Source organism: Pseudoalteromonas sp. 2CM37A (genome assembly GCF_023161885.1).
In the GTDB taxonomy this organism is placed as follows: domain Bacteria; phylum Pseudomonadota; class Gammaproteobacteria; order Enterobacterales; family Alteromonadaceae; genus Pseudoalteromonas; species Pseudoalteromonas atlantica.
In genome coordinates this window covers 367720-394169 of sequence record NZ_JALNTJ010000002.1, presented here as the reverse complement: position 1 = coordinate 394169, position 26450 = coordinate 367720, and the positions used below count along the sequence as shown (strand labels likewise).

The following is a 26450-nucleotide window of genomic DNA, read 5'->3' as shown; positions in this document are numbered from 1 at the left end:
AAGGCGAAATGTTAAGACATTTCGCCTTTTTTATTTTATATTAATTAAAAAACAATAATGCCTCATCATGCTAATTAAAAAAGCCAATCAATTATTACAAGAAAATAAACTCAAAGAAGCCGAGTTTCATTTTAAAGCAATTTTAAATAGTAACCCGCAAAGCGGCGAAGCATTATTTGGTTTAGGCAGGATAGCACTTAGGTTAGAGCGCTTTGATGCAGCGGTATACTTATTACAAAAAGCATGCGAACGTTTACCCCATATGCTTGAGCCACTGCACGCCCTTGCCGATGCATTTAACGGTGTTAATTCCCCTAATGATGCGCTTAAAGTACTCGAATATGCTAAAAGCCTCGCAAGCCATAACCCAGAGCCTCATTATTATTTAGCTCAGCATTATTTAAGCTACGGCGAATTAGACAAAGCACACACCACATTTGCGCATGCACTAAGCATGGGGCTATACCCCGTAACTGCCTATATTTTATTTGAACTAGTACAATTAGGCCGTTTCAATAAAGAACATAATTATGTGAGCAACCTGCACCACTTTTTAACGCAAACGAATAACGTGCGTTTAAAAATGGTGTGTTACTACGCGTTAGGTAAAAGCTACGACAAACTAGAAGATACAGAGCAAGCATTTAACTACTATGTGCTTGCCAACAAACTTCAAAAAAAGCTTACTCACTTTAAAACCAGTGACTTAGTGCCTTTTTATGAAACAATTATAACGTATAATACACAACAGCTAATTGCATTTGCCGATCACACTTTTACCGGCACTATTACGCCCGTGTTTATTATTGGTATGCCCCGCAGCGGCTCAACCTTACTTGAGCAAATGATGGCCAGCCACTCACAGTTTGCTACATTAGGTGAAAACACCAGTATTGCTAACCAAGTGGTGGCATTTATAGAGCAGCAAACGCAAACCCCTTACCCGCAATGCTTAAGCGCACTTAGTAACGATTTAATCGCAAAAGCTCGCAATATTTATATTGAAGAGTTAAAAAAAGCACAGCCTATACGCCCTTTCATTATTAATAAGCTACCGAGTAACTATCAGTCTATTGGCTTAATTTACTTGCTGTTCCCTAATGCTAAATTTATTAATTTAAGTAGGGATTTTAACGCCACTGCTTTTTCGGTGTTCAGTAACTATTTTGCCGAAAATGAGCCGTACTTTTGTGATTTAAAAGAATTCAAACTTTACCATGCGTTGTATGCAAAATTAATGGATCATTGGCGCAGCCTGCCCTCATTACCGCTATACGATATTCATTATGAGCAAATAGTTGCCGAGCCTGAGTCGCAGCTAAGTGCTTTATTTTCGTTTTTAGGGTGTGAGTATGAACCGCAATGCTTAGCATTTTATAAGCGTAAGGCTGCTGTTAGCACATTAAGCAAACAAGCCATTAGGCAGCCAATTAATACACAGGCACTCGCGCATTGGGAGCGCTATAAAACACCGCTTTTAAAACAATTTGAATGAGCCTAATTGCCTAACTGTGCTCGTTAAACCAGCTTACAACATCTTTAAATTGCTCATCCCGTGCCTGAGGGTGAGTAAGCATATTAATATGATCGTAATCCACACTATGACCATGGCGCTTGCCATAAATTTTAAGGGTTTGTTTTCCAGGTCCGGACTCTGCCATAAACTTTTTAATATCAATAGGCTGCGCAAGAGCTTTATCGTTTACAGCGCCAATATGTAGTGTAGGAGGCACCTGCACTTTAGCTAAGGCTTTTGCATAGTCAAAACCATCATCGCTATCTATCCATGGCCTTTTTTTAGCCCACTGCATGCTTTGATAATGCGACTTTTGCGATTCGTTATCGCTGCCCCACTTATAGCCTTTTGCGTTTAAGTACCCCTGTTTTTTAGCCAATATGGGCGCCATAAAGTACCAAATTATATTTGCTTGTAGTAACTTTTTAGGGTGATTGTTAAACAAAGAGCGTTTAGAGCCAAAATAAGCACACGCTTTAACCTCTTTTAAATACTCAGGAAAACGTGCAAAAACGCTATTCATTAAAACGCCCCCCCAAGAGTGAGCAACCCAATAGTCTGGCTTTTTACCCTCAAATTGTTCAATGTAATTAATAAAGGCGGGGATATCTTCTACTATTGCCTCTGTTTGACCATATTTAGTCTGCTCCGAAATAAGCGGCTTGCTCTCTCCACGCCCGCGCAGGTCTGCTACATAACAGCAGTAGCCTTGCTCAGCCAAATAAGGGGCTAGCCCTTTATTGCTGTGAGTATAAAAAATTTTGCCATTTTCTACTGCGCCGTGCATAAAAAACACCACGGGGCCCGCTTGCTTGTCGTTTGCTATACGGCGTAAATGCAGCGTTTGCTGATTGCCTAGTTGAACAAAATGGGAGTGCTGTGTAATTGCCACAAATTTTCCTTTATTATTTTTAGCCACTCATCCTACCAGTACCACTGTTAATTCTAAAGTAAATGGTTGCACTTTTTAGTGGGGCATTTGATACAATTGCGCCATTATTTAATTGCTAAATTAATGCTATGAAATCAAAACAAGTCTCTAACAAGCTCCACCCACGCAACCAACATTTACATGGCTACGATTTAGACATGCTATGCGATAAGCATGATGCGTTAACCCCTTTCATCATCGTCACCCCTGCGGGGAGTAAGAGCATTGACTTTACCAATAACACAGCAGTAAAAACGCTTAATCAAGCGCTTTTAAAAGCGCATTATAAAATAGATTTTTGGGATATTCCTGAGCATAACCTATGCCCTCCTATTCCTGGTCGCGTTGATTACATTCATTACTTGGCAGACTTATTAAGCGACGACAACCAACAAAATATTCCAACTGGCAGGCAAATTAAGGTGCTCGATATTGGCACAGGGGCCAATTTGGTCTACCCGTTAACGGGTAATCATGAATACAACTGGCACTTTACTGGTAGCGACATCGATGCAAATTCTATAAAAATAGCGAAGCAAATCGCCCAATTTAATGGTTTAAAAATAACCCTTAAACACCAAAAAAACGCATCATCTATTTTTGAAAACATTATAAATCAAAAAGATTTATTTCATTTAACCCTGTGTAACCCCCCGTTTCACGCAAGCGCAGAAGAGGCCAATAAAGGGTCGCAGCGCAAATGGAAAAACTTAGGGAAATCACCTAAAAACACCCTTAATTTTGGCGGGCAAAATAATGAGCTATGGTGCGAGGGCGGCGAAGCACAGTTTATTAGCAATATGATTGCTCAAAGTGAGCAATTTGCAGAGCAAGTAATATGGTTTACCTCCTTGGTTTCAAAAAAAGAAACGCTTAAAGTGTTAGAAAATAAATTAAGCACCCTCCCTATTGCCGAATATAAAATTATAGACATGGCACAAGGACAAAAAGTAAGTCGCTTTATTGCCTGGAGTTATTTTGATAAAGCCACCCGCGAACAAATTTTTGAAGAGCTTGTTTAAACCCATAAAAACAATAAAGCCTGTAGTACTTAATAAAGGAATAACCACCATGATAGATTTTCGCTCAGACACGGTTACTAAACCTTCAAAAGCCATACGCGATGTAATGTATAGCGCGCCAGTAGGCGATGATGTGTACGGGGATGATCCTAGCATAAACCAATTAGAAGCCTATGCATGTGAGCGTTTTAGCTTTGAAGCCGCACTTTATTGTAGCTCTGGCACGCAAGCTAATTTACTTGCGCTTATGGCTCATTGCGAACGCGGAGATGAATATATTTGCGGGCAAAATGCCCATAACTATAAATTTGAAGGCGGTGGCGCTGCAGTATTAGGCTCTATTCAACCACAACCGATTGAGAATGAACCCGATGGCAGCCTCTGCTTTGATAAAATTGCCGCAGCAATAAAACCAGATGATAGCCATTTTGCTAACACCCGCTTACTTAGCCTTGAAAACACCATAGGCGGAAAAGTACTCCCCCTTAGCTACTTAGCCAAAGCACGTCATTTTGTAAATGAGCACTCGTTAGCTCTGCACTTAGATGGCGCACGTGCGTTTAATGCAGCGGTTGAATTAAACGTTGATATTACAGATATAACCCAGCACTTTGACTCTGTTTCAATTTGCTTATCAAAAGGGCTAGGTGCTCCCGTTGGCTCGCTATTACTAGGCACAAAGGCGCTTATCACAAAAGCACGGCGCTGGAGAAAAGTACTCGGTGGTGGCATGCGCCAAGCCGGAATGCTGGCAGCCGCGGGGCAATACGCACTTGAAAATAACGTTTCTCGCTTAAAAGGCGACCACGCTAATGCGCGTTATTTAGCAAGTAAGCTTAATGAGCTCGATGGGTTTAGCGTTGATATGAGTAACACCACTAACATGGTTTATGCGCGCTATTCAAGTGAGTTAAATATAGCGCATATTAGCGAGCAATTAGCACAACAAGGCATATTAATTAGCCCAAGCAAACAGCTTAGGCTAGTCACTCATCTTGATATAAACCAAGATGATATAGATACTTTTATACGAGCCTTAGCGGCCCATATTTAACTCAGCCTTATAATGCTTGCGGCACACCGACACATAACGGTCGTTGCCGCCAATTTCTACTTGGTTACCATCGGCAATAGCATTGCCGTTTTCATCTGTACGCAACACATGATTGGCTTTACGGCCGCAATGGCACACTGTTTTAAGTTCAACCAGTTTATCGGCCCATGCTAGCAAGTACTGAGAGCCAATAAATAACTCACCTCTAAAGTCGCTTCGCAGGCCATAACATAATACCGGAATACCAAGTTCATCAACCACATCGGTCAGCTGCATAACTTGCTCTTTAGATAAAAACTGGCATTCATCAACCAATACACAGTGGCGCTTTTTTTCGTTTTGCAGATTTTGGATCAGCTCAAAAACATTTTTTGACGCATCAAATATATGCGCATCAGCTTGCAGTCCGATACGAGACGATACTTTTCCTACACCAGAGCGGTTATCAATTGCAGCCGTTAAAATAACTGGCTCCATACCGCGTTCACGATAGTTAAACGCAGATTGTAATAAGGTGGTTGATTTACCCGCATTCATCGCAGAGTAGTAAAAGTATAATTGAGCCATTGCCGTGCCTTAAGATAAAAAGTGCGCTTATGCTACCTTAATATGCGATTAATACCAATTTCATATCGCTATTTTAGTTAATAAGCGCTTTGATTTTCTTACTACTCAACAGCTTGCAAGTATTTTATATAAATTTGTGCACTGTCAAAGCGCGCTAACCATTGCCATATTTCTTTACTAAGCTGGCTATTTTGCTGGTAAAACTGCTTTGAAAAAATTAAATAACCGTCGGTTGTTTCATAAGGTGGGTAAAGGGGTTTTACATCGCTCCCTTTATGTTGATAGCTCGACACTTTTAAGTGATCTACTTGGCATAAATCAACACTTGCCTGTACCACTCCTTTATCAAGTAATTCAAATGCTTTGTCTTTTGAAAAAGTATTATAAATATAAAAAGGCTCTTCTTTTAGCGCGCTGTTTAAGCCATAGCCATTAGGAATGGCGATAGTGAACGCTTTATTTTGAAATACTTCGCGCGTTTGCCATTGTTTATGAAAACGAGCCCGCCCTATTAAGCAGCTACTAAAACGACTCACTGCAAATTTTTCTAGCAACACCCCTTTTTCGTTTGTAGGGTACACAGCAAAACGTTCACGCCCATCACGATAGCTGGCAATAACGGCATTAACACGGTTAAGTTCTAAATCGTTTAGGCATCTGCGCCATGGTTTTCTAACAAATGAAATAGCCACATTGGGTATGTCGGCATCCAGTTGCTTTAAAATTTCAATTGAGGCGCCAGGGTTATCTATAGGTACCTCTTGCCCAATGCCCAAAAACATAGGTGCAACGTCTTTATCTTCGTAGCAAAATATAAGCGTTTGAGAGTTAGCAAACACCGCTGAAGAAAACATCAAACCAAATATAAATAAATAATTTAAGCTGCTGATACTCATAATAATTTTTATTAGTAAATAATGTAAATTGTAGCTTGTGATAACAAAGCTGCCAGTGCTGTAACAGTTAAATTATCCCTTCATGCTTTAGTAGCCAACTTTTTCTCTTAAGGCCACCAGCGTACCCAGTAAGCTTTGAGTTTGCACCAATAATTCGATGGCACGGCACAATAATACTAATGGGGTTTTTGCCATTTGCAGCCCCGACTGCTCTTACCGCCTTAGGGTTATTTAATTGTTTAGCTATATCGCCGTAGGTCATGGTTTTGCCAAAAGGGACGCTGAGCAACGCTTGCCACACACCATTTTGAAAAGGCGTACCTTGCGTATCTAATGGCACATTAAAGGTTTTGCGCTGACCATTAAAGTATTCGTTTAATTGCTTTACGCAGATTAAAACCGCTTCATTTGTTACTTGCTCAACGGGTGTATGGGTGTAGTGTGTTTTTGGGTAAAAACCAACATAGCTCACCCCGTTTTCAGTCGCTTGAATAATAACATCGTCAATCGGACTCGAAATTGCGGTCTGTATAATCATGAAAGTTGCTGCCATAGTTGAAACGTTAAGTACGAGCGAAATGGAGCGCTCAGCTCTGGGTTAAATTGCTTAGCATTAATCAGCGCCTTTTTTACTCCGAGATCGCCGGCTAATAGTATATCTGGGTTACTTTGCCCGCGCAGTTTAGCGTAGTTAACAGTCCACGGCCCTATGCCTTTTATATCGAGCCAATTATCCAAAACCCTGTTATCGGGGTTATCAGCGCAGTACTTAGATAAATTTTTTAATGCATTTTTGCGCGATTGCGGCATTTTAAAAAATTCAAAGTCGCATGTCGCTAAACCCTCAGGCTGTGGAAAATACACTTTATTTGCGTGTTTATCGCCTCGCTCTGCGACCAGCTTTGTTACTAAAGTGTGCGCTGCCCCCACGCTAACTTGTTGGCCCAATACAGCGCGGATCCCCGCTTCAAAGCTTGACCATATCCCAGGTAAGCGTAGCCCTTCACTTAATGTAAATGCCCCATTAATACTGCTTTTTAAGTGGCTTTCAATAGGGTTTATATCGGCATCTACATCAAGTACACGGCGTATATTGTTAATTACTTTTTGTAAGTGCTCGGTATTATTTATTACTATTTCAACTTTAAAATGGTTATTTTGCGCCTTAAAGTGCGCATTAAAATAACCTACCGCCCCTTTTAGCTTAAATGTTCGCCCGTAACTGGTTGGGGTTATCCACTCCATAGGCTCTATTAACCGCTTTGACAAAAAGCTGTGCAAAGCCTGCCAATTGTAAGGAGGTCTAAAAGGGAGAGTTAATACAATCACAGGGGTTGCCTCTTTTTTTGATTTTCTGAGCTTTGATGGCGCTATATTTAACTGTTGTAAAAAAGCATCGTTAAAACGTCGCACACTTTTAAACCCAGCGGCAAATGCAATATCGGTTATGGGTAATGTGGTTTCTTGAATGAGCTTTTTAGCAAACTGACATTGGTTAAATAACCGATACTGAGTAACAGACACACCAAAGTGCTGATTAAATATGCGTCGCAAATAACGACTGGTAATACCCAAACGAGTAGCTAGCATTTCGCAATTACAGCTATCACCTAAATCAATTAACTGCTTAGCTCTAAGCGCGGTCGTTTTTACCCCCTGCCAAGCAGCGCTGCCCGGAGCACTATCGGGCCTGCAGCGTATACACGGTCTAAAGCCTGCTTGCGCTGCGTTGTGCGCATATTGATAATACACCACATTTTTTTCTTGAGCGGTGGGCGCGGGGCAAATTGGCCGACAATATATACCGGTGCTTTTTACCGCAACGTAAAATAAGCCATCAAATCGTGCATCGCGGCTTTGCCGTGCTTTTTGCCAATACTGATTATTCATGTAGGGTCTTAATCAATAAAACGTACCTCAGCATAACAATTTTTAAAGCAAATACTGGCCGTTTTCGGCACTCATCTGCTTTTAAAAAAGTATTATACCAACCCACTTAATTAAGCGTTTTAGTATCACTATTGCTCTGCAAAATCGAGTAAGTCTTGGCCTGCTAGGCGGTAGATTATCCATTCGTTTTGGGCTTTTGCCCCAATGCTATTATAAAAATCTATAGCGGGTTTATTCCAATCCAGTACTACCCACTCAAAACGTCCACAGTCGTTTTTTATGGCTTTATTAGCAAGGTGTTTCATTATTAGTTTGCCCGCACCATTGCCACGGCTATCGGGGCTTACGTATAAATCTTCCAGATATAAGCCATTTTTACCCAGCCAGGTAGAGTAATTATAAAAATACACCGCAAAGCCAATAGGCTCATCACCTTCAAGGCAAATAACACTGTGTGCTGTTGCCCCTTCACTAAACAGCGTTTTTATAATTGCTTGCTCATCTGTTTTTACTGCATCGGGTTCTTTTTCGTAAATGGCCAGTTCGGTAATAAACTGTAAAATTGTTGGCGCATCGCTTTTTTTAGCATCGCGTATTTGTATTTGCTTACTCATGTTATTAATCCTAAAAGTACTGCTCTATTTTTTCTTTTAAAATATCAAGCTGAATGGGTTTAGTTAAGTAGTCGTCCATACCGGCATTAATACAACGTTCTTTATCTGAGTCCATTGCATTGGCGGTTAGGGCAATTATTTTTATTGCTTTGTGCTCATCCCCTGCCATACCGTCTCGTATATTAGCGGTGGCGTCAAAGCCATCCATTACCGGCATTTGGCAATCCATTAACACTAAATCAAAATACCCTTCGTTATGCTCACTTAAGGTATTTATGGCTTCTTGACCATTTTGCGCCAGTATTACTTCGCAATTTAGCTTTTTAAGCATCAGTGTAGAAACATGCTGATTAACGGGGTTATCCTCAACTAATAAAATTTTTGCAGGTGTGTCTGATTTTTCTTTTCTGAGTGACGAAATATACCCTGGGGTCACCAAAGGAAGGGGCTCGGTGCTGTCTGAACTTGTAATAACCGATAACGCAGAAATTAAATCGGCGGTTGTAACCGGCTTAGGAAAATAAGCCTGAAAACCAATTTTTGAGTAGCGCTGAGCGCCTTCCATACCTGCAATACTGGTCATCATTACTAATGGCATGGCTTTATAGTCATCATGTGCTTTAAGCACTTTACACAGCTCCATTCCATCCATTTCTGGCATTTGCATGTCTAGCACGGCAATATCAAACATAGGCTGATCATTTTCTATGCGCTGTGCACATAGTTCAAGCGCCTGTTTTGCACTACTAGCAAGCGTAACATTAGCCCCCCAATGCCCTAATTGCTGAGAGATAACTAAGCGGTTTGTCTCGTTATCATCAACCACTAGTACATTTAACGAACTCATATTGATATTAGGGATAGTACGTTCTTTTTCGATGCCTTCAGCCACTTGCATGGTTGCAGTAAATTCGCTGCCTTTGTCAGGTTCGCTCGCCAGTGAAATTTTACCATTCATTAGCTCACATAACTGTTTACATATAGCAAGCCCCAGCCCCGTGCCTCCGTATTCTCGCGTGGTTGATGCATCCACTTGCGAAAAAGGGGTAAATAATTGCTGTTGTTTTGCTTCGGTTATGCCTATTCCTGAGTCTTTTACTTTTATATTTAGCAGTAGGTCTTGGTCGGTTTTTTCTATAGATGCGCTCACCACCACTTCACCCTGACTGGTAAATTTAACCGCATTACTAATTAAGTTGGTTACCACTTGGCGTATGCGCCCGGGGTCGCCCATTAAATGTGAAGGCTCCAAGGAGACTAAATCTAAAATAATCTCAATGCCTTTTTCTTGTGCGGTAAAGGCCTGTGCCTCGGCTATTTCGCCAATTAAGTCGCGCGCATTAAAATGTATATGCTCAAGCTCAACTTTGCCTGCTTCCGCCTTAGAAAAATCTAAAATATCGTTAATAACGCCAAGTAAAGAATGAGCACTGCTTTTAGCAATAGCGACCTTTTTTTCTATTGGTTTACTTAATGGCTCTAACTCTACCAGCTCTAACATGCCTAATACGCCATTCATCGGTGTACGAATTTCGTGGCTCATAGTTGCCAAAAACTGGCTTTTTGCTATAGCAGCATCTTGTGCTTGCACTAAAGCAACCTTTAGCTTTTCAGCGGTTTCTTTACGCTTTTGCGAGACCAAGGTACTACCGACTAACGTAGCCAAAGAGCGCAAGTAGGTTTCTTCGCCTTGCGTCCAAATGTGTTTAACCCCTACAGTTTCTGCGCATAAAATACCTAAATTTCCATCGCCAGATGAAATAACCGCATCCAGCATTGACTGAATATTTAATGGTTGAGTATAACTTTGCGTAAATTCAATGGTTGCTTTATGCGTATATACATCTTCAATTGCCACTAGGTTTTGCTCAAAAACAGCCTCATAGTAACTTGGAAAATCAGCCTTTTTAAGAACGCCGTCAAAATCTACAAAACCATCTTGTCGAGTATATAAACCATGGCACGCCATTTCGTCGCACTGTTTGTTAAATATCCAAATAGAGGCACGCTCAACATTTAATACCTCTACCATCGACTTTATCGTCAGCTTTTTAACTTGCGCAACGTCGCTGTTTTGTACCTCAGGCGAAACCGTTAATGACGCTAAATTTTTGTTATAGGCGTTTGCTTTTTCGCTTTCTAACTCTAGGCGTTTATGTGCATCAATACTTTGGAACGAGCCAAAGACACGCACACATTTGCCGTCTTTAAACTCCGCCTGCCCCATCGACTTAACCCAGCGTTCTTTACCGGTATAAGTTAAAATTATCAGCTCTACACTCCAGCTTTCGCCTAAAGTCACCGCACATTCAAACAACGTGCTAATTTTATCGCGGTGCTCTCCTGGCTTATAAAAGTTAATGGCAGTATCAATGCTAGGCTCAAACCCGTCGGGAACTTCGTGTATTACTTTTACTTCGTCTGACCAATACATGGTTTGGTTTTCAAGGTTTATTTCCCATGCGCCAATTTGGCCTTGTTTACTCATTGCTTCAAGCAGGTTTTGTTGGCGGGTAATTTCTACTTGAGTATTATGGCGCTCAGTAATGTCTAAAATAAAGCCATCTAAATAAAGAACTTCGTTGTCTTCGCCATAAATTGCTTGGCCTTTTTCATGCACCCAACGAATACTGCCATCATTTCTTTTTACTCTGTATTCAATAGACCAAGGCAGTTTTTGTGCAATACAGGTACTTACTTGCAGCTCAACATCTTGATCGCCATCGTGAATAATAGCGGCAAAGCTTAGAGTTTTATTATTGATAAAGTCATCAGGCGTATAGCCTGTTATGTCTTTTACTTGGTCACTCATGTACAACATAGTCCAGGCTTTATCGAACTTACATCGATAAATAACCCCTGGAATATTTTCCACCAAAGAAGCAAAGCGATCGCGGCTATACTGTAGCTCAGACTCTATTTGCTTGCGCTCGGTAATATCTAAATGTGTTCCAATCATACGACGAGGCGACCCATCTAGGTTCCAGTCGACTACTTTTGCAGTATCGAGTACCCAAACCCAGTGGCCATCTTTGTGTTTCATTCGCGCTTCGCTGACATAGTAATCGGTGTCACCATTAAAGTGCGCTTTTAACTTTTGCTCTGAAATAACCAAATCATCGGGGTGTGCAAACTTATACCAAGTATTAATAGTGGTAGGTTCTAACTCGCTGAGTTTATAGCCTATTATTTCTGCCCAGCGATTATTAAAAGTCACTTTGCTGGTATCTATAAACCAATCCCATATTCCTACGGCAGTGGTATCTATGACTAACTGAAGTTGGGTTTTGTGCTGCTCAAGTTCAAGCTCTTGTAATTTTAATGGCGTGACATCAGTACGAATGGCTATATAGCTTTGCGGTTTACCGTGCTCATCAAAAAATGGTGCTATTGTGGTGTCTACCCAATAAAAGCCACCGTGTTTTGCTTTATTACATATTTGGCCGTTCCATACTTCACCCCGTTTAAGGGTTTTATACATGCCTTTAAAAAAGCCTTTGTCGTGCCTTCCTGAATTAAGTAAACGGTGATTTTGGCCTATAAGCTCATGTTCTTCGTAGCCGCTAATTTCACAAAACTTCTTATTTACAAAAGTGATAGTGCCCGCTAAATCTGTTACCGCAACAATGGCATGCTCATCGAGGGCACTTTTTTGCTCATCCAATTGTTTAAACGCAGTTTGCAAAGCAGAGCGCTGCTTTTGCAGTATGCTCTGCTGCTCTTCTTTAAATGCCACCATTTTTTGAAAATCTACTGATAACCTATTTAACTCGTGGCTATCAGTTAAAGTAGGCACCTTTACTTTCTCGCCATCGGTAATTCGGGCCATTACTGAGGTAAGCTGAATTAAAGGCTTAGATAAGCGCCGACTAAACCACCACGCTGCGCATAAAATGAGAAGTAAAGAAACTGCATTTGTAAAAATAGCCAGCTGCTTATAATAAGTAGAGTCTTTGAGCATAATATGCAAAGGTTTTGCTGCTAAAAGTTGCCACCCTTGCACACCTAAAAAATTTAAATCACTAATATATGCATGGTATGTCGTGCCGTTGGCACTGGCGTAATCAAACACTTGCTTACTGGTGAGTGCCGTTTGCGAAAAAACAGGCGCCTCATCTGCATTTGTTACTGAAGAGCGCTCTATTTTATTATTATGTAGTACAAAAAAACTCACTTCGTTGTGCATGTTGTGAATGGTGTTTAAGCTTTTTAAAAGGCCATTAATATTTACTTCTGTGAGAATTACACCCTCTAGTTGTTGCGCCGAATTAAGCAAAGGCATAGCCACAATATTAAACTGTTTGCCATTTAACATAACAGAGCCAAAAGCGGCTGGCGTTGAGGTATTAACCGAATTTATAAGCGTACTAAGCTCACCTTTGTTTATCTGCCCGTAAGGCGAGATAATGGGCTGCTTAAGTGCCGATGCAGCGATAATTTCTATACTGTTTACAAAGTCATATTGATTAACAAAATGATTTATTAATTTGCTTTGTTCAAGCGGGAAGTTAGAAAGCTGATTTTTAAAGGTATATAAATCAGTAAGGTGATCATCAAACCATAAATTAGCAAACTCTGAGGCGATAGAGCTTAATTCATGAAGCTCTGCATTTGCATTTTTTTGCAAGGTATTATTAACGTGCTGTAAGCTAAACCAGGTCAGCAAACAAAGTGGAACAATAGCAATAACTAAAAAAGTAATGATCAGCTTACTACGCACAGACTGAGCTGTGCCATTTAGCAGCCCATACTTTTTTCCTTCAACCATGCTATATATCCAATAACTGTAATTGTATTATTTATTACCTATAATAATGCACTAAAACCTAAAAGACGCAAGTTTTAGCCCGCAAAGCGTTTAAAATACATCACATAATTACAGTTTAAACATCAATAAGTTGCAATTAAAATTTACACGTAAAAATAAGCAAGAACGCAAACCGTGCATATTTTAATTTTTAGCTGGTATTTATTTCATTATTATAAAAATTAAAGCGCATTACTCATACGAACTTTTACTGACTTAAAGCCACTAAATTTTTAAACTTTATTTAAGGGTCTAAAGCTTAGCGTGTTGTTCGCGGTTTTATATACAGTAGTTTGCTTACACAAAGGGTCACATTTTATAAATTGATAAACACCTGTTCTATCACTTACAATCGCTGTAACTGCTTATTATAGAGATTACTTTTGAAAATCTGGTTACGTCGAATTCACTTATACCTTGCCTTACTAAGTGGCCTTTTTTTGTTAATACTCAGTATTAGCGGCGCCATTTTACTTTATGCAAATGACATACAATATTATATTCAGCCCGATAAATGGCAGGTAGAACCACAAACCAAAACGCTTAGCCACGCAGAGTTAATCCGCGCAGTACAGCAGCAAACAGATAAAAAAATCACCCGCTTTATGCCCCTTAGTAATCCTAATGCCAGCTGGCAATTTAGATTAGGTGATGGCAGTAACGCCAGTGTGAACCCGTATACAGGCAAAGTAATTTTTCAATACCAAACAAATGACACGCTGTATGGTTTTACCCTTGCTTTGCATCGCTGGCTATTATTTGAAACAGCCTCTGGTGAAAAGCCGCTAAAAAACGTGGTCTCTGTATGCGCCCTATTATTAATAATAAATGTGTTAGTGGGTTTTTATTTATGGGTTAAGCCTAAAAACCGCCTAAAACGACTGGCGATTAAACCTAAAGCTAAATTTAAAGTACTTATGTATCAGCTACACACCGTGCTTGGTGTTTATGTTTTATTACCGCTATTGCTTATAGCCTTTACAGGTATCACCTTTAATTGGAAAAGCGCGACCAAAACATTAGTAGAAACCGTGGCATTTTCTCAAGTACAAAATAGGCCTAAAGCGCCCACAGTGATAGCAAAATCAACAGCAAGTATTAACTACGACCAAGCAATAAATAAAGCCCTTGATGTATTTCCTGAGGGGATTTTGTATCGTATTTACTTACCTAAAAAACACAATGACCCAATCGCTTTACGCCTACAAAACCCAGGAGAAAGCCATGCTTATAGCTGGGTGTGGGTAAATCCATACAACGCTAAAGTGCTTAGCGCGTATGATGCCAGTAAAGCAAATGCAGTCACCCATATATGGAACTTTAAATATGTGTTTCATACTGGCGCATTTGCAGGGCCGATTGTAAAATTTGTATGGCTTTTAATATCACTGTCGTTAGCATTTTTTATACTCAGTGGTGTTTATTTATGGTGCAAACGACACAAGTGGGTATAGCATTACCCGTTAAATGAAAATGCAAAACTGTACATAAACCAAGCAATAACGCAAACTTAAATGAGAATCAAAACCACTTGTAAATTAATGATTTTTATAGAAAAACTTGCAAAATACGCAAATTTAACTACACTGTGCACAATTAAAATAGTTAAGGTGATTTATCATGAAAGGTAATCAAAAAGTAATCGATGCATTTAATACTTTGCTAGCCAATGAGTTAGCCGCAATTGACCAGTATTTTATTCATTCACGCATGTATGATGACTGGGGTTTAGATAAATTATATGTACGCCTTAACCATGAAATGGAAGAAGAAAAAGATCATGCTGATTGGCTAATCAAACGCATCTTGTTCTTAGAAGGCGTGCCTAACATGACTAAACGCCGTGACCTTTTAATTGGTAACGATGTTAAAAGCATGATGCAAAACGACTTAACACTAGAGCTTGAAGTAGTTGCATGTGTTAAAGAGGTAATTGCTATTTGTGAAGAGCAGCAAGATTATCAGTCTCGCGAAGTGTTAGAAAAGCTATTATTTGATACCGAAGAAGATCACGTTTATTGGTTAGAGCAACAACTTGGTCTAATTGATAAAATTGGTACGCAAAACTACCACCAAGCACAAATGGGCGAGTAAGGAGCATAAAGTATGAAAGGCGATAAAGACGTTATAGCAGCTTTAAATAAAGTACTCGCTAATGAGCTTGTGGGTATTAACCAATACTTTTTGCATGCCCGCATGTTTAAAGATTTTGGTTTTAGCCAGCTTGATAAAGCAGACTACAAAGTTTCAATTCAAAAAATGAAAAACGCCGATCGTTTAATCGAACGTATTTTATTTTTAGAAGGCTTACCTAACTTACAAGACCTAGGCCGTTTACGCATTGGCGAAAACAGCGAAGAAATGATTGCCGCAAATATGAGCTTTGAGCTTGATACAATTGATGATTTGCGCAGTGCAATTAAATTAGCTGAAAACAAAAAAGATTATATTAGCCGTGAAGCACTCGACAATATTTTGAACGAACAGGAAGAACAAATTGACTGGCTAGAAACCCAGCAATTACTTATTCAAAACACGGGGCTTGAAAATTACTTACAGTCTCAACTGTAAGGTAAATTTAGGTCATAAAAAAAAGCAGCTTTATAAGCTGCTTTTTTTGTATCTGAATTTTGTAATAACGAATTAAGCGACTTGATCGGTAATATCTGCAATCTCAATAAGTTTGCGATTTAGGATCTTTTTAGTACAACAACAACACTTACCGCATTGGCTGCCTACTTTAAGCTCTTTAGTTAATTCACGCATGGTAGTTGCACCATCGTCAATTGTTTGCTCAATTTTTTTATCGGTCACCCCGTGACAAAGACAAATATACATGAATACAAACTACTCTCAATTTCATTTAGTAGGTACATATTAATCTAAACAATAATGGTTATCAATTGTTTGTGGAATAAAAAGTAGTTATTTTTCAAAAACTAGATCAGTGCCACTTAAGTCGAGAATACACGGCGCGTTGAGAACTTATTGATTTATAATGAAATATGGCACTTAAATTGAGATTTATTAACTTAATTACACTCTAAAAATAATTATGTTTTTTATTAGGTAAATTTCTTAAACAACGAGAAATCGCTTGAAAACATCTATTACAGTAAGTGATTTGAATTGATAATTTGCCTATCTGTTATACGAAAGCTAATCGGGTTTACTTCGAGGTAGAGTTTATTTAGGCCGATGCTTTGCGGAGTATCGACAGCGCATCTTTATTTTTCATTACATAAAGAACTTCTATTCTTGGTCAGTTATAGCCGTGGATTGCATCACTCAATAATTACCGGCGGTCTGCTCTGTGCCATAAGCGGTCATTCACGATTTTTAATGTATGAAGTCAAGATTTGATACTCATATAGAAAGCTCCTCGAGTTTTACGATACAGTTTGTTGACCAAAACATATACTGAATCCGAGGAGCTTGGTATGAAACTATGTGGTGGAATTGACTTGCATTCAAATAAAGTGTTATCGCTATCATTAATGAACACGGTGAAACACTTACCGCTAAGCGTTTAAATAATGATATGTCTGTCATTTTATCTTTTTTAAGTCCTTACAAAGACAACTTAGAAGGGCTTGTTGTTGAATCGACCTTTAATTGGTATTGGTTAGTCGATGCTTTATTGGATGAAGGGTTTAAACTTCACTTAGCAAACCCCGCTGCAATTCAGCAATATTCAGGTTTAAAACATGCTGATGACCATAGTAATGCATGCTGGTTGGCTAAAATGCTACGTCTAAACATTTTGCCTGAGGGCTACATTTATCCTCGTGAACTCAGGGCTGTTTGCTACTTAATGCGTAAACGAATGGACATTGTTCAACAGTCCACTAAAAACTTATTATCAGTGCAAAGTTGTTACATGCGTCATCTTGGGTATAAGCCTCAGTAGCAACAAAATAAAACAAATGGCCGCTATCAGAAGAGGTGTGAATGTTGAGCAAGTACACATCGATTTCAGCTCAACGAATACAGCACTGTCAGTCATTTCTAACCTCTCATTAATACGCTGTGCTCAACAGCAAATCAATGCGATAGAGGGCGCTATTAATAAAACATCACTCTCCTCTGAGTTTATAAACCTAACCAGTATCGATGGGATTGGGAATACGTTAGTACTGACCATTATGTTAGAGACAGGCACTATTAAACGTTTTGATAGTCCAGGTAATTTCTCCTCCTATTGTCGCTGCGTGAAAGGTGCAAAATACAGCAATGGGAAGAAGAAAGGCGCTACAAATCAAAAGAATGGTAATCGTTACCTTGCGTGGGCGTTTACTGAAGCTGCTAACTTTGCTATTAGGTATAACCCGACAATTAGAAAAATTACCAACGCAAGCTGGGTAAAACCAACCAAATTATCGCGATTAAAACAGTTGCACATAAACTCGCAAGAGCGTGTTATCACATACTTAAGGACATGTCCCATTTGATGAACACAAGGCTTCTTCTTAACGACCATAAAACGAATTAGGTTAACGTGTTGAGTTAAAGACGGGGTTGGTAAACCATCAGATTTGATTGAGCCTGCACGTTAACCGCTCTTATTTAAATGTTGGGTAACCCGTCTATATTCGTCTACCTATTAGCGGTAATATATTTTGCTAAGTATTCCACTGCCTCATTCGAATTTATTACTTCGTTCGACACATAAACATCTGGTTCGATAGGTTGCTGACAATGCTCTTTTCCTGATGGGCGAGTAAAGATAAGTGTCGGCATGGTTAGTTCTAAATTAGAACCAGGCAATACATGAGTTTCTATACGCCCAGTAGTGCAAGACCTTACATTTGAATGACCCGCGATGACAGCCTGACGAGAGTCCTGTAGTGAGGTTAAAAACAAAGTAGTGGATGAATAACTGAGCGGCCCCATTAGTAAATATGCCCGTCCAGGTACCTTTAAACCTTTATGCGCGTCGACAGGCACTAATTGATTAAATGTGCCTTCAATAACCTCACCTTGATTACCTTTAATAGGTCCTAGTTTGATATTTCGTTCAGTCATACGAATTTTAAAGTTTGACAGAAATGGAAATGGCTTGCTCGCAATGTAAGGTGCAATACCTTGCTGCCAATAGTGATCGGTCCCCCCAGGGTTATGGCGAACGTCGATAATCACATCTTTGACGTTCGCATCTTTAAACGCCTGCCACGTTTCATCTAGAAATGTGAAAAAAGGTTGTTCTTGTTCTTGAGAATAAAAAAAGCGATCGATACGCAAATACCCTATGTCATTGTCTAGTATTCGACTTTGGACAAATTCCCTCACATCAGCATTGTGATTTTTCGGCTCATCAGTGACACCCGTTATAGAGAATTGCTTGCGCTTATTTTTATGCATAAACTCAATTTGATAATCTTTGCTACTACCAAACAGTAACCAGTACATTTTGTTAAATCGGCTGGCAGTAAAAGCAGCCCTAAACTCTAATGAGTCGCCATACATTCTTGCCAACATAGTTTCAATTATTTTTGATGCCCTAACTCCGTTGACTGAGGTAATCTCATCACCGATTTTAATATCTAAATGGCCCTCAAGAGTTTCCGCCACAAGCAAACGTTGGGATACATCTATTATTACGTCAAATGGAAATAGCCGACCACCGTTCTGAATGTGGCTCTTAAATTGACCATCAAGCTGTGGCGAAGCAATTAGCATGTGTCCATCTTTAAAGTAAGGATTCAGCTGAGAGAAGTATTTCCATGCTTCATAATGTGTCATGGGTGAAGTTATACTTTCTGACAAGGACTCTATCTGCGATTTAACTTCAGATACATCCATAGTAAAGCCCGGGTCTGGGTGGATCGTATCAAGGCGTTGACTTAGCTCAGTCAGGTTGCTTTTTAATACTTTAATGCTCACTATCTTGCCAGATGAAGGCAGGTTAGTATGAGTATTACTTTCTTGCGTTTTTGTGTTTTTTGTAATTGACTTTGGTTCATTCAAGCTAGTGCAGCCAACTACAAACGCAATAAAAAAAGTTAAAATTATAGTCTTCAATTTTTGTCCTCAATTCTATTTTCCACTAATTAAATCGTCTGATGAATATTGTTATCCACGGCGATTAGAAGTTGCATTAAAGAGCAGTCTAAGAGAAAAATCGTCTGATTTGGAAGAGTTGGACGTGCGATTCGGTCGATTCGCACTCATTCGCAATCGAGTTTCAGCTGTTTCCTGTACTGGCTTGGGGTCATTCCTTTGAATTGCTTGAAAACGGCATTAAAGGTACTTTTTGAGGAAAACCCAGCAGATAGAGCTAGATCAATAAGTCTCTCTTTTGGATTAGAAGAAATTTGAGAACAGACTGTTTTTATTCTGTATTCGTTAACAAATTGATAAAAGTTCTTATTTGCTTGCTGATTGAGGATTTCAGATAAGTGATGACTACTAAGGTTGGTATATCTTGCTAGCGCATCTAAGCTAAGCTCACTTTCTAGATAAGGTTGCTCTTCTTCCATATATTGAACAATGTTTTCTAATAATTTGGCTCTAGTATTAGAGTCGAAGCATTGTGCCTTGGTTGTCGAGTTGAGTGCTTCCGCTGGAGTTTCACTCAAGTTGTCAATGGTAAATAAGTTTGGCTCACGCCACTGAGCCATCGAAGCGCTGTATATCAAAGTAAAGGCAATGAGATCACTAGCAATAGCCAAAGTAGAATTTGCGCCGATTATTGTGCTGACAGCTTCTGTCAGCAACATTGCTGCGTACAAATTTAATACTACCCATAACCAGGTAAATATTTTGGGATTAAAGTTGGAAAGCGTGTCACGCGCATGGCGTCCACTTTTAGTTATCAGTTTGACACTCAATGCTAAATAAAAAAATGCCTGTACGAACATAATAATTTGAGTCAGCAGTTGGATATTTTCTTTGTGTAAAGCGTTATTAGCGATGTTGATTTTTTCAGTCGGGGTAGAAAACAAAAAATCTATATTTAAGAGAAGACAAAGTAATAACGGCGTAGCGTGAATACTATCCTTTAAATGGAATGACTTTTTAATTATCGCTGACCGAAAATATAAATATAAAAATGCACCAAAGCTGGCGGGGACAAAGTAGCCCCATCCAATTAGATTAGCAAAAACAGTATCCTCAGCATGCACTACAATCAATGGACAGCAGAAATAAAATGCTAGAAAAAGACACCAAACGCCCATTATGCGCCCAGTATTATTAACGCCAGCACTAAACAAAAGTATTGCTGCTAATAAAATGCCTTGGAATGTTCCGATGACATGAAGATATTGCATTGGCAAGGAAATAAACAGCATTGGGATAGTTGTAAATAGAAATCAGGTAGATGTTTAATGTTCCTAGATTAGCAGATTGCTAAACTTATTGTTAGCTGTGTCTGACATATTATTCAGTTTGAGCTGTAGAGGTGATTCCAGCGAACAGAGCAAACGTGGCTCACCCATTAGAAAGTTCCTGTCAAGCAGACATCTGTGTTTACTTGGTCATTCATTTAAAAAACCAAATGTTCTTACTTTTTGAACTGACTTTAAATATGGATATATATCTAGTAATGGCGTCGATTGGTGTGAATATGCACCAGTCACTCATATGAATTAAGGCCGTTTAATTAAGCATTATTTATGATTAATTAAGGCTAATGGCTTTCGCCTCAGTCATCGTTGAGTACCAATGTCAGTGCACTTTTTGCCTGAAAAGCCGAGGGTCAAATTTTGACTTGAGATATCAAAACTTTTGACTGACTGCAATTCGCTCTTTGCCGAATTTCGCCTGAGTGCCATGAAGGGACATTCATAACCCTTAATGTATGAAGTCAAGATTGGACCCCATTCACTGGTAACGAGTAAAATTTACTGGGTAAGCTTTCGGCTGGACAGGGGTTTACTCAGTTATAGTAATTTACGGGCATTTAGTTCAAGTAAAACCTCGTCAGAAAGTGCATCAATCCAATAAACTTCTTTAAGCTGCCTACATGTTAAACCAGCAATCTCTTCAAATACAAGCTCAGCAGTTTCTTTTTCTGCAAGTGTTGCTGTTTTAAATAAATGAAATGAAATCTCGACAAACATCATCCAAGTAAAGATATTTAATTTTGCAAACAAGGTAATTTCTAAAATATTTTTGTAATTTATGCTTTTTGTTTCTCGGACGAACAGTGCGATAGTTTTTACTTTTTCAATAAACTCAAAAGTTGGGTTAGAAAATATCAATTCTTTCATTGAGTCGTTATATCTATTTTTTTCAATAGGCTTACTGTGCGTAAATGTAAAATATAATTTTAAAAACGATTCTAATTTCATTTCATCTCTTTGTTCTTTACCTTGTTCATCAGGTAAAAATCGAGTATCAGAAACAGGGGAATTTACATTAGTCAATATCCATCCATTACTCCCCATACCCATTACAACATCCTTTTGAAGGCAAACCTTAACTTGATCAGCAATTTCAAAAACAGCATCTTTAATAACACTAAAGTTTTGAGTATCAGATTGCTCTGTTAAAGCTTTTTTTGTTTCAGCTAACTCTCTTCGGTTATCTTTCCAAACAAAGTATAAAAGAAATACTGAGATTGCAGAAATAAATGGAGTTGTAACGCCAGTGAAAATTGTTGCTGTTTGATACCAAACATCGAGACTTTTTGATGGCGAAAAACCCAAAAAAATGACCAAATACCCAGCAAACTCCAAGCATTGTACTTAAAAAAATTATAATTATAATTTTTAAAAAATCTCTTTCTTCTTTTTGCTGTTTTTCATGTTCAGTCATAAGATATCCATTTAAAACAATTAATTTAGTGGTGAAGATGTAATAATTAATCTAACAAATCATTATTTAATTTATCGTTCTTGAGAATTAAAATCTTTGCAATATCATTGTTAAAACCAAGTTTGAACTCTAATAGTGTATCCCTGTGCTCTCTTTTTTGATTAGATAATTGCATAAGCAAACTGTAGAAGTTTATTACCTCTGTTCGTTTTTTGTAATTGTCTATATAGTAAATAGATAGGGCATTTAAAATAATTTTTTTATAATTATTAATATTTCTATTGAATTTATCTTTGGTATAGCTCTTTGTATCTTTGTGAATTTTTTTGTTAACAGAAAAATTTCTACCATTTTTTAAAAGTTCAAGAAAAGATACTTGAAGGTTTGATATGTAATCATAAAGGTCATCAGGTTGTTCCTTTCTCGCTTGTTTATATTCATTGTTTATTTCAAAAATCAAACCAAGTTTGAAAATATCAATAACCCTATTTTTCCTAATGAAGGTATCATTTAATTTTTCAATTTGATCTATAAACAGAGCAAAGCTTTCTTTCTCTTTTTGATTTTTTAATTGTTCTGACAACATATATTGGTTAGTTTTAAGCTCCTTTTTACTAGTATGCCAAGTTAAAAAAATCAAGATTGAGGTTATGGCTAATAAAGGGGGAGTTAACACTCCATTAAAGTAACTTGCTGTATCAACCCAGTTTTTTATAGGGGCATTTAAATTAAAACCAAACCGCTTGAAAAAGAAAAGACCAACAAAACCAAAAATTGCACTAACTGCAATGACATACCAAAAAATTAGATTACCTAATAGTTTCTTAATCACAAACATTCCCTCGCTTTTTAAAGCTCCTTTTTACACCAATCTCAAACACTTAACAACTAAGCTGCACCTCGTACTGCTTTAATAATTGCATCATTACTTTGAATATTAGCTACCACAACACCTACAACTTGGCGGGCAATGTCTGACCAACGGCTTGCGATGTCTGCTCATTAGCACCACCTTGCACAATGATTTGGCTAGTTATATGTATATTTACAACACCAAAGCCGCCACCATCATTAGCCGCACCGCCTGCGTTATAGCGCCTTGCCATTTGGCTAATTTCAGTATTTTGTTCAGAAAAAAGCCGAGGGTCAAATCTTGACTTCAGATATCAAAACTTTTGAATGACGGGTTCTCGCTCAAATAAGACCCCGAAAAGTGGCTCGTATAGCTATCTAGGTTAACGCTTTCAAAAAACAGAAATATATTTCCGATAACTACCTTTGAAGTCCTAGAAACGGAAGTTTACTTCCGTTTTGTAAGTTTATAAGCTGGTGTCTAGTGAAAGCTGGGAAGTCCAGTGATAATTTTGCTAGTTGTCTAAACCCACGTGCTAATAGTTAAAGCATGAGCAAACATTGATACAGTTCAAATGCTATTTAGTAATTGAGCAGGACGCTTTCAAGAAAGCAGGCAAATAAGCGGCTAGAGTTAAATAAGCGTTATTATAGAAATAACTATATTTAAGTACTTTTAAATTTCACTTGCTGTGATTGAACTAACAGTAGGCTTCATCAAAGTTTGTTGTTTATAACCGTAATCTAAAGCCGTAAATGTAGCGCTTACTCGTATTTGACCCACAAACCTACCCGTCTAATATTCTTAATATTATGCAGGTGGCGTTTTTAATACCTATAAAAGGCTAATCAGTAATAGCGCTATCAAGCAGTGCAGTAACAACCACTGGTTTTATTAAGTAACAGTTCGCTGTTAAATCCAGCTACAAGATTATTTATAACCGTTTCAACAAAACCACTGCCCTGCGCGCAGCCAAGCCCTTGAGAAAGTGGGCCGGCATAAACAAAGTTACCTTTATCGTTAATCACCACGGCAGCTGGTGTAGCAGGGAGCAGTATTTGTAAAGAGGCTGTTTGCTCAATATTGATAAGCGTAATATTTTGCGCTTTAGAAAACGCAGCCAACTGTTTTAAATGAGGCTGGGCTTGCTTGGTGCAGCCACAGTCAGGGTCAGTAACGATAATCAACGAATTATGCTTTGCAGCTGTAAACCCTATGTGTTGTTTAAATTTAGTAAACCACCCTGGTTGTTCAAGCACGCCATAGCTGTCAAAAACGCGCAACTGATTATATTGATAATAAACTAAACCAGAAACCGTCAATACTAACCACAGAGCAATCACTGCACTCGTTTTAATGGATGAATTACTTAAATTTAGCAATGCTTTGCTCTAATACCGCAATACTTACGTCGATCATTTGTACTTTAGCGGTTAGTTTTTCTACCACTTTGGTATCTTGATATTGGCTTTGCTGCATTTGTTCTGTGCTTGAGGCTATTTGTTTTGTGTTTACAGCTTGCTCAGCAACAACTTGCGCTACAGAGTGAGTACTTTGGCTGACGGCTTTTATTTGCTCACTCATGGCGCTTATGTTTTCTTTCATGGTGGTGCTGATATGCGTTAAATCAACGACAAAATCGACACACTGGCTCATAGATTGGGTTGACGTTTTACTGTTTGTAACTAAATCTTTTAATGTTAAAGCAATTTTATCTGTCGTGGCTTTACTGCTTGTAGCAAGCGTTCTGACTTCATCGGCTACAACTGCAAACCCGCGGCCATGCTCACCCGCTCTTGCGGCTTCAATGGCTGCGTTAAGCGCAAGTAAGTTAGTTTGCTCTGCAATGCCTGATATTTCATTCAACAACCCTGATATTACATCGCCAGCGGCCACTAAATGATTTATTTGCTCTTCTGTATGATTAAGTAAATTAAGTAGCTCCGTGCTTTTAGTGTCTGTTTGCATAACGTCATTTAAGGCGCTATTTGCAGCTTGAGTAATGTTATCTACTTGCTGCTTTAACACTTCGCTTTCATGCTCAACTAAGCTAAAGCCCTGTGCAACTTGAGCACCAGAGTCAGCTATATCATTAGTTTGTTGCTTTCTTTGCTCTGCCCCGCTTGCTAGCTCATCGTGTACGTTTATTAATTGCTGTGAATTTTGCTGCAGTGAAAGAGACTGCGTTTGCACTTGCCTAATTACATCTGATAAATAACCCAATAAAGTATTAAAGCCCGCTACTGCATTGCTATTTTTATCATCGGCCCTAAGCGAAAGCTGTATATGCTCAGGGTCTTGCATAATGGCTTCGGTCGCTTTGGTTAAAGACACGCCAGCTCTGCGCTCTTGTTGTAGTGTTTTAGCAATATAGCCTGCTACAAACACTTCTACTATTGCATAGCCGGCATGTATAAGCACCGTAGTAAACGCCAGTCTGTCAGGGTCAAATACATAAAAACCGGTGTTTTGTGTTTGTAAAAAGTAAAAGCTTAAATGATGAACGGCCACAAAAATAATGGCCGTAATAAACACCTGCCACTGTACAAACATAATCAACATGGCCATTAAGATGAATATTTCGAAGTGTATTTCTATTAACCCAAAGGCTTGTTGTATGTGCAAAAAAGAAAACATCATAATTGCCGCAGCAACAACATGACCTGTGATTGGGTTATTTTTCTGAGTTTTAAGTAACCATATAGGCATTAAGCTTAAAGGTAGGCCGACTATAAATGCTTGTGTAAGTGTCCCAAAGTACAAGCCTAGGGCGATAGACTCTACAAACAAAAAAATGAATATTATGGTGAATAAACGACTTACACTATTCATAAATACCTTTAATTATTAAAATTTTTAAACAAAATCAGGGGTTGTACGTATTAACTCATAATTACGACCACATTTAATTATCAATATAGCCTAGCCTGCCAACTTTACTTAATAATTGATAAAACCGCTTTAAATTCAGGTAATGCTGCGTTTTTTGTCCACTGAAAAATGATACTTTCTACGCTTGTAATTATTGCCCCTGCCTGTTGTAACTGCTCTAGAGCTAGCGATTTATGCATCGTATTACGTGAGCCCACAGCATCTGCCGCTACATGCACCTCAAACCCTTGTGCTATTAAATCTAAGCAGGTTTGTAACACACATACATGCGCCTCCGTGCCTATTACTATAATTTGTGAACGCGTAAGCTTTGTAAGCACAGCATTAAATGCAGGCTCATTACACGCACTAAAATGTGTTTTTTCAACAGCCTGTGCGTTTATAAGGGTGTTTTTTAAAAGGCTGTTTGTACCACCAAGCCCTTGAGGATATTGCTCAGTCACTATGCTAGGAATTTTAAAAAGGCCGCTTACTTTGGCAATTTTTATTGCCCACCCTAGTAAATCAGTAAATTCGCTAATAGCGGGAGAAAGCTTATCTTGAATATCTATCACTAATAACACGCTGTTATCTGCAGATAAATTTTTGTGACTAACCATAACGCCCCGTTTTTAAGTAATTATAATTAGTAAGCGTAGCTTAAATGGT

24 protein-coding genes are annotated in these 26450 nt (G+C 38.7%); 8 read left to right on the top strand and 16 right to left on the bottom strand.

The window, feature by feature from the left end; all coding sequences use genetic code 11:
• Window positions 1–67: 67 nt before the first annotated feature.
• Window positions 68–1495, top strand: coding sequence for a sulfotransferase (locus tag MTF68_RS05430; RefSeq protein WP_248461919.1), 1428 nt, complete (start codon window positions 68–70; stop codon window positions 1493–1495).
• 10 nt (window positions 1496–1505) lie between these two features.
• Here MTF68_RS05430 and MTF68_RS05425 read toward each other — a convergent pair whose 3' ends face one another.
• Entirely contained in the window at window positions 1506–2408 is a 903-nt protein-coding gene (locus tag MTF68_RS05425; protein ID WP_248461918.1) for an alpha/beta fold hydrolase, read from the bottom strand.
• Between the two features lie 128 nt (window positions 2409–2536).
• On the opposite strand from MTF68_RS05425, the gene rlmF reads away from it, so the two are divergent.
• Together rlmF and ltaE are read left to right on the top strand one after the other, a co-directional pair.
• Complete coding sequence (gene rlmF / locus MTF68_RS05420) at window positions 2537–3469, top strand: 23S rRNA (adenine(1618)-N(6))-methyltransferase RlmF (RefSeq protein ID WP_138579159.1); 933 nt, start codon at window positions 2537–2539, stop codon at window positions 3467–3469.
• A gap of 49 nt (window positions 3470–3518) precedes the next feature.
• Window positions 3519–4523 (top strand): low-specificity L-threonine aldolase, encoded by a 1005-nt coding sequence (gene ltaE, locus MTF68_RS05415; protein WP_248461917.1) that lies wholly within the window; start codon window positions 3519–3521, stop codon window positions 4521–4523.
• On the opposite strand, the gene MTF68_RS05410 is transcribed toward ltaE, so the two are convergent.
• The 6 genes from MTF68_RS05410 to MTF68_RS05385 all read right to left on the bottom strand — a co-directional run bounded on the left by MTF68_RS05410 (window position 4506) and on the right by MTF68_RS05385 (window position 13258).
• A complete protein-coding gene (locus tag MTF68_RS05410; protein ID WP_004588785.1) occupies window positions 4506–5090 on the bottom strand; it encodes a thymidine kinase in 585 nt (194 codons plus the stop codon). The two genes, ltaE and MTF68_RS05410, sit on opposite strands and share 18 nt — an antisense overlap.
• 101 nt (window positions 5091–5191) lie before the next feature.
• Window positions 5192–5986: an amino acid ABC transporter substrate-binding protein gene (locus MTF68_RS05405; RefSeq protein WP_248461916.1), complete on the bottom strand. Its 795-nt coding sequence runs from the start codon at window positions 5984–5986 to the stop codon at window positions 5192–5194.
• A gap of 67 nt (window positions 5987–6053) precedes the next feature.
• Window positions 6054–6524 (bottom strand): methylated-DNA--[protein]-cysteine S-methyltransferase, encoded by a 471-nt coding sequence (locus MTF68_RS05400; protein WP_248461915.1) that lies wholly within the window; start codon window positions 6522–6524, stop codon window positions 6054–6056.
• Entirely contained in the window at window positions 6521–7876 is a 1356-nt protein-coding gene (locus MTF68_RS05395; RefSeq protein WP_248461914.1) for an AlkA N-terminal domain-containing protein, read from the bottom strand. Before MTF68_RS05395 ends, MTF68_RS05400 begins: the two co-directional genes overlap by 4 nt.
• 128 nt (window positions 7877–8004) lie before the next feature.
• Window positions 8005–8490 (bottom strand): GNAT family N-acetyltransferase, encoded by a 486-nt coding sequence (locus tag MTF68_RS05390; RefSeq protein ID WP_004588789.1) that lies wholly within the window; start codon window positions 8488–8490, stop codon window positions 8005–8007.
• A gap of 10 nt (window positions 8491–8500) precedes the next feature.
• Window positions 8501–13258, bottom strand: coding sequence for a PAS domain-containing protein (locus tag MTF68_RS05385; RefSeq protein WP_248461913.1), 4758 nt, complete (start codon window positions 13256–13258; stop codon window positions 8501–8503).
• Between the two features lie 422 nt (window positions 13259–13680).
• Here MTF68_RS05385 and MTF68_RS05380 point away from each other — a divergent pair, with 422 nt between their 5' ends.
• The 3 genes from MTF68_RS05380 (at window position 13681) to bfr (MTF68_RS05370) (ending at window position 15868) form a co-directional block, all read left to right on the top strand.
• On the top strand, window positions 13681–14751 hold the full coding sequence (locus MTF68_RS05380) for a PepSY-associated TM helix domain-containing protein (RefSeq protein ID WP_248461912.1): 1071 nt from the start codon (window positions 13681–13683) through the stop codon (window positions 14749–14751).
• A 166-nt stretch (window positions 14752–14917) separates the two neighbouring features.
• Window positions 14918–15391 (top strand): bacterioferritin, encoded by a 474-nt coding sequence (gene bfr, locus MTF68_RS05375; RefSeq protein ID WP_024031963.1) that lies wholly within the window; start codon window positions 14918–14920, stop codon window positions 15389–15391.
• A 12-nt stretch (window positions 15392–15403) separates the two neighbouring features.
• Window positions 15404–15868: a bacterioferritin gene (bfr, locus tag MTF68_RS05370; RefSeq protein ID WP_004588793.1), complete on the top strand. Its 465-nt coding sequence runs from the start codon at window positions 15404–15406 to the stop codon at window positions 15866–15868.
• Window positions 15869–15940: 72 nt separating this feature from the next.
• On the opposite strand, the gene MTF68_RS05365 is transcribed toward bfr (MTF68_RS05370), so the two are convergent.
• On the bottom strand, window positions 15941–16135 hold the full coding sequence (locus MTF68_RS05365) for a (2Fe-2S)-binding protein (protein WP_004588794.1): 195 nt from the start codon (window positions 16133–16135) through the stop codon (window positions 15941–15943).
• A 703-nt stretch (window positions 16136–16838) separates the two neighbouring features.
• On the opposite strand from MTF68_RS05365, the gene MTF68_RS05360 reads away from it, so the two are divergent.
• Together MTF68_RS05360 and MTF68_RS05355 are read left to right on the top strand one after the other, a co-directional pair.
• Window positions 16839–17207, top strand: a complete 369-nt coding sequence (locus MTF68_RS05360) for a transposase (RefSeq protein ID WP_248461911.1) — start codon at window positions 16839–16841, stop codon at window positions 17205–17207.
• A 16-nt stretch (window positions 17208–17223) separates the two neighbouring features.
• Complete coding sequence (locus tag MTF68_RS05355; protein WP_248461910.1) at window positions 17224–17748, top strand: IS110 family transposase; 525 nt, start codon at window positions 17224–17226, stop codon at window positions 17746–17748.
• 145 nt (window positions 17749–17893) lie between these two features.
• Here MTF68_RS05355 and MTF68_RS05350 read toward each other — a convergent pair whose 3' ends face one another.
• From MTF68_RS05350 to MTF68_RS05315, 8 genes are all read right to left on the bottom strand, one after another.
• Window positions 17894–19318, bottom strand: coding sequence for a S41 family peptidase (locus tag MTF68_RS05350; protein WP_248461909.1), 1425 nt, complete (start codon window positions 19316–19318; stop codon window positions 17894–17896).
• A 146-nt stretch (window positions 19319–19464) separates the two neighbouring features.
• On the bottom strand, window positions 19465–20589 hold the full coding sequence (locus MTF68_RS05345; RefSeq protein WP_248461908.1) for a helix-turn-helix domain-containing protein: 1125 nt from the start codon (window positions 20587–20589) through the stop codon (window positions 19465–19467).
• A gap of 591 nt (window positions 20590–21180) precedes the next feature.
• A complete protein-coding gene (locus MTF68_RS05340; protein WP_248461907.1) occupies window positions 21181–21978 on the bottom strand; it encodes a hypothetical protein in 798 nt (265 codons plus the stop codon).
• A 125-nt stretch (window positions 21979–22103) separates the two neighbouring features.
• Window positions 22104–22889: a hypothetical protein gene (locus tag MTF68_RS05335; protein ID WP_248461906.1), complete on the bottom strand. Its 786-nt coding sequence runs from the start codon at window positions 22887–22889 to the stop codon at window positions 22104–22106.
• A gap of 121 nt (window positions 22890–23010) precedes the next feature.
• Window positions 23011–23163 (bottom strand): hypothetical protein, encoded by a 153-nt coding sequence (locus MTF68_RS05330; RefSeq protein ID WP_248461905.1) that lies wholly within the window; start codon window positions 23161–23163, stop codon window positions 23011–23013.
• A gap of 610 nt (window positions 23164–23773) precedes the next feature.
• Complete coding sequence (locus tag MTF68_RS05325) at window positions 23774–24292, bottom strand: DUF6436 domain-containing protein (RefSeq protein WP_248461904.1); 519 nt, start codon at window positions 24290–24292, stop codon at window positions 23774–23776.
• Window positions 24276–25742 carry a methyl-accepting chemotaxis protein gene (locus MTF68_RS05320; protein ID WP_064387029.1) on the bottom strand — a complete coding sequence of 489 codons (1467 nt, stop codon included), beginning with the start codon at window positions 25740–25742 and terminating at the stop codon, window positions 24276–24278. Before MTF68_RS05320 ends, MTF68_RS05325 begins: the two co-directional genes overlap by 17 nt.
• 104 nt (window positions 25743–25846) lie before the next feature.
• On the bottom strand, window positions 25847–26401 hold the full coding sequence (locus tag MTF68_RS05315; protein WP_248461903.1) for a hydrolase: 555 nt from the start codon (window positions 26399–26401) through the stop codon (window positions 25847–25849).
• Between the last annotated feature and the right edge of the window lie 49 nt (window positions 26402–26450).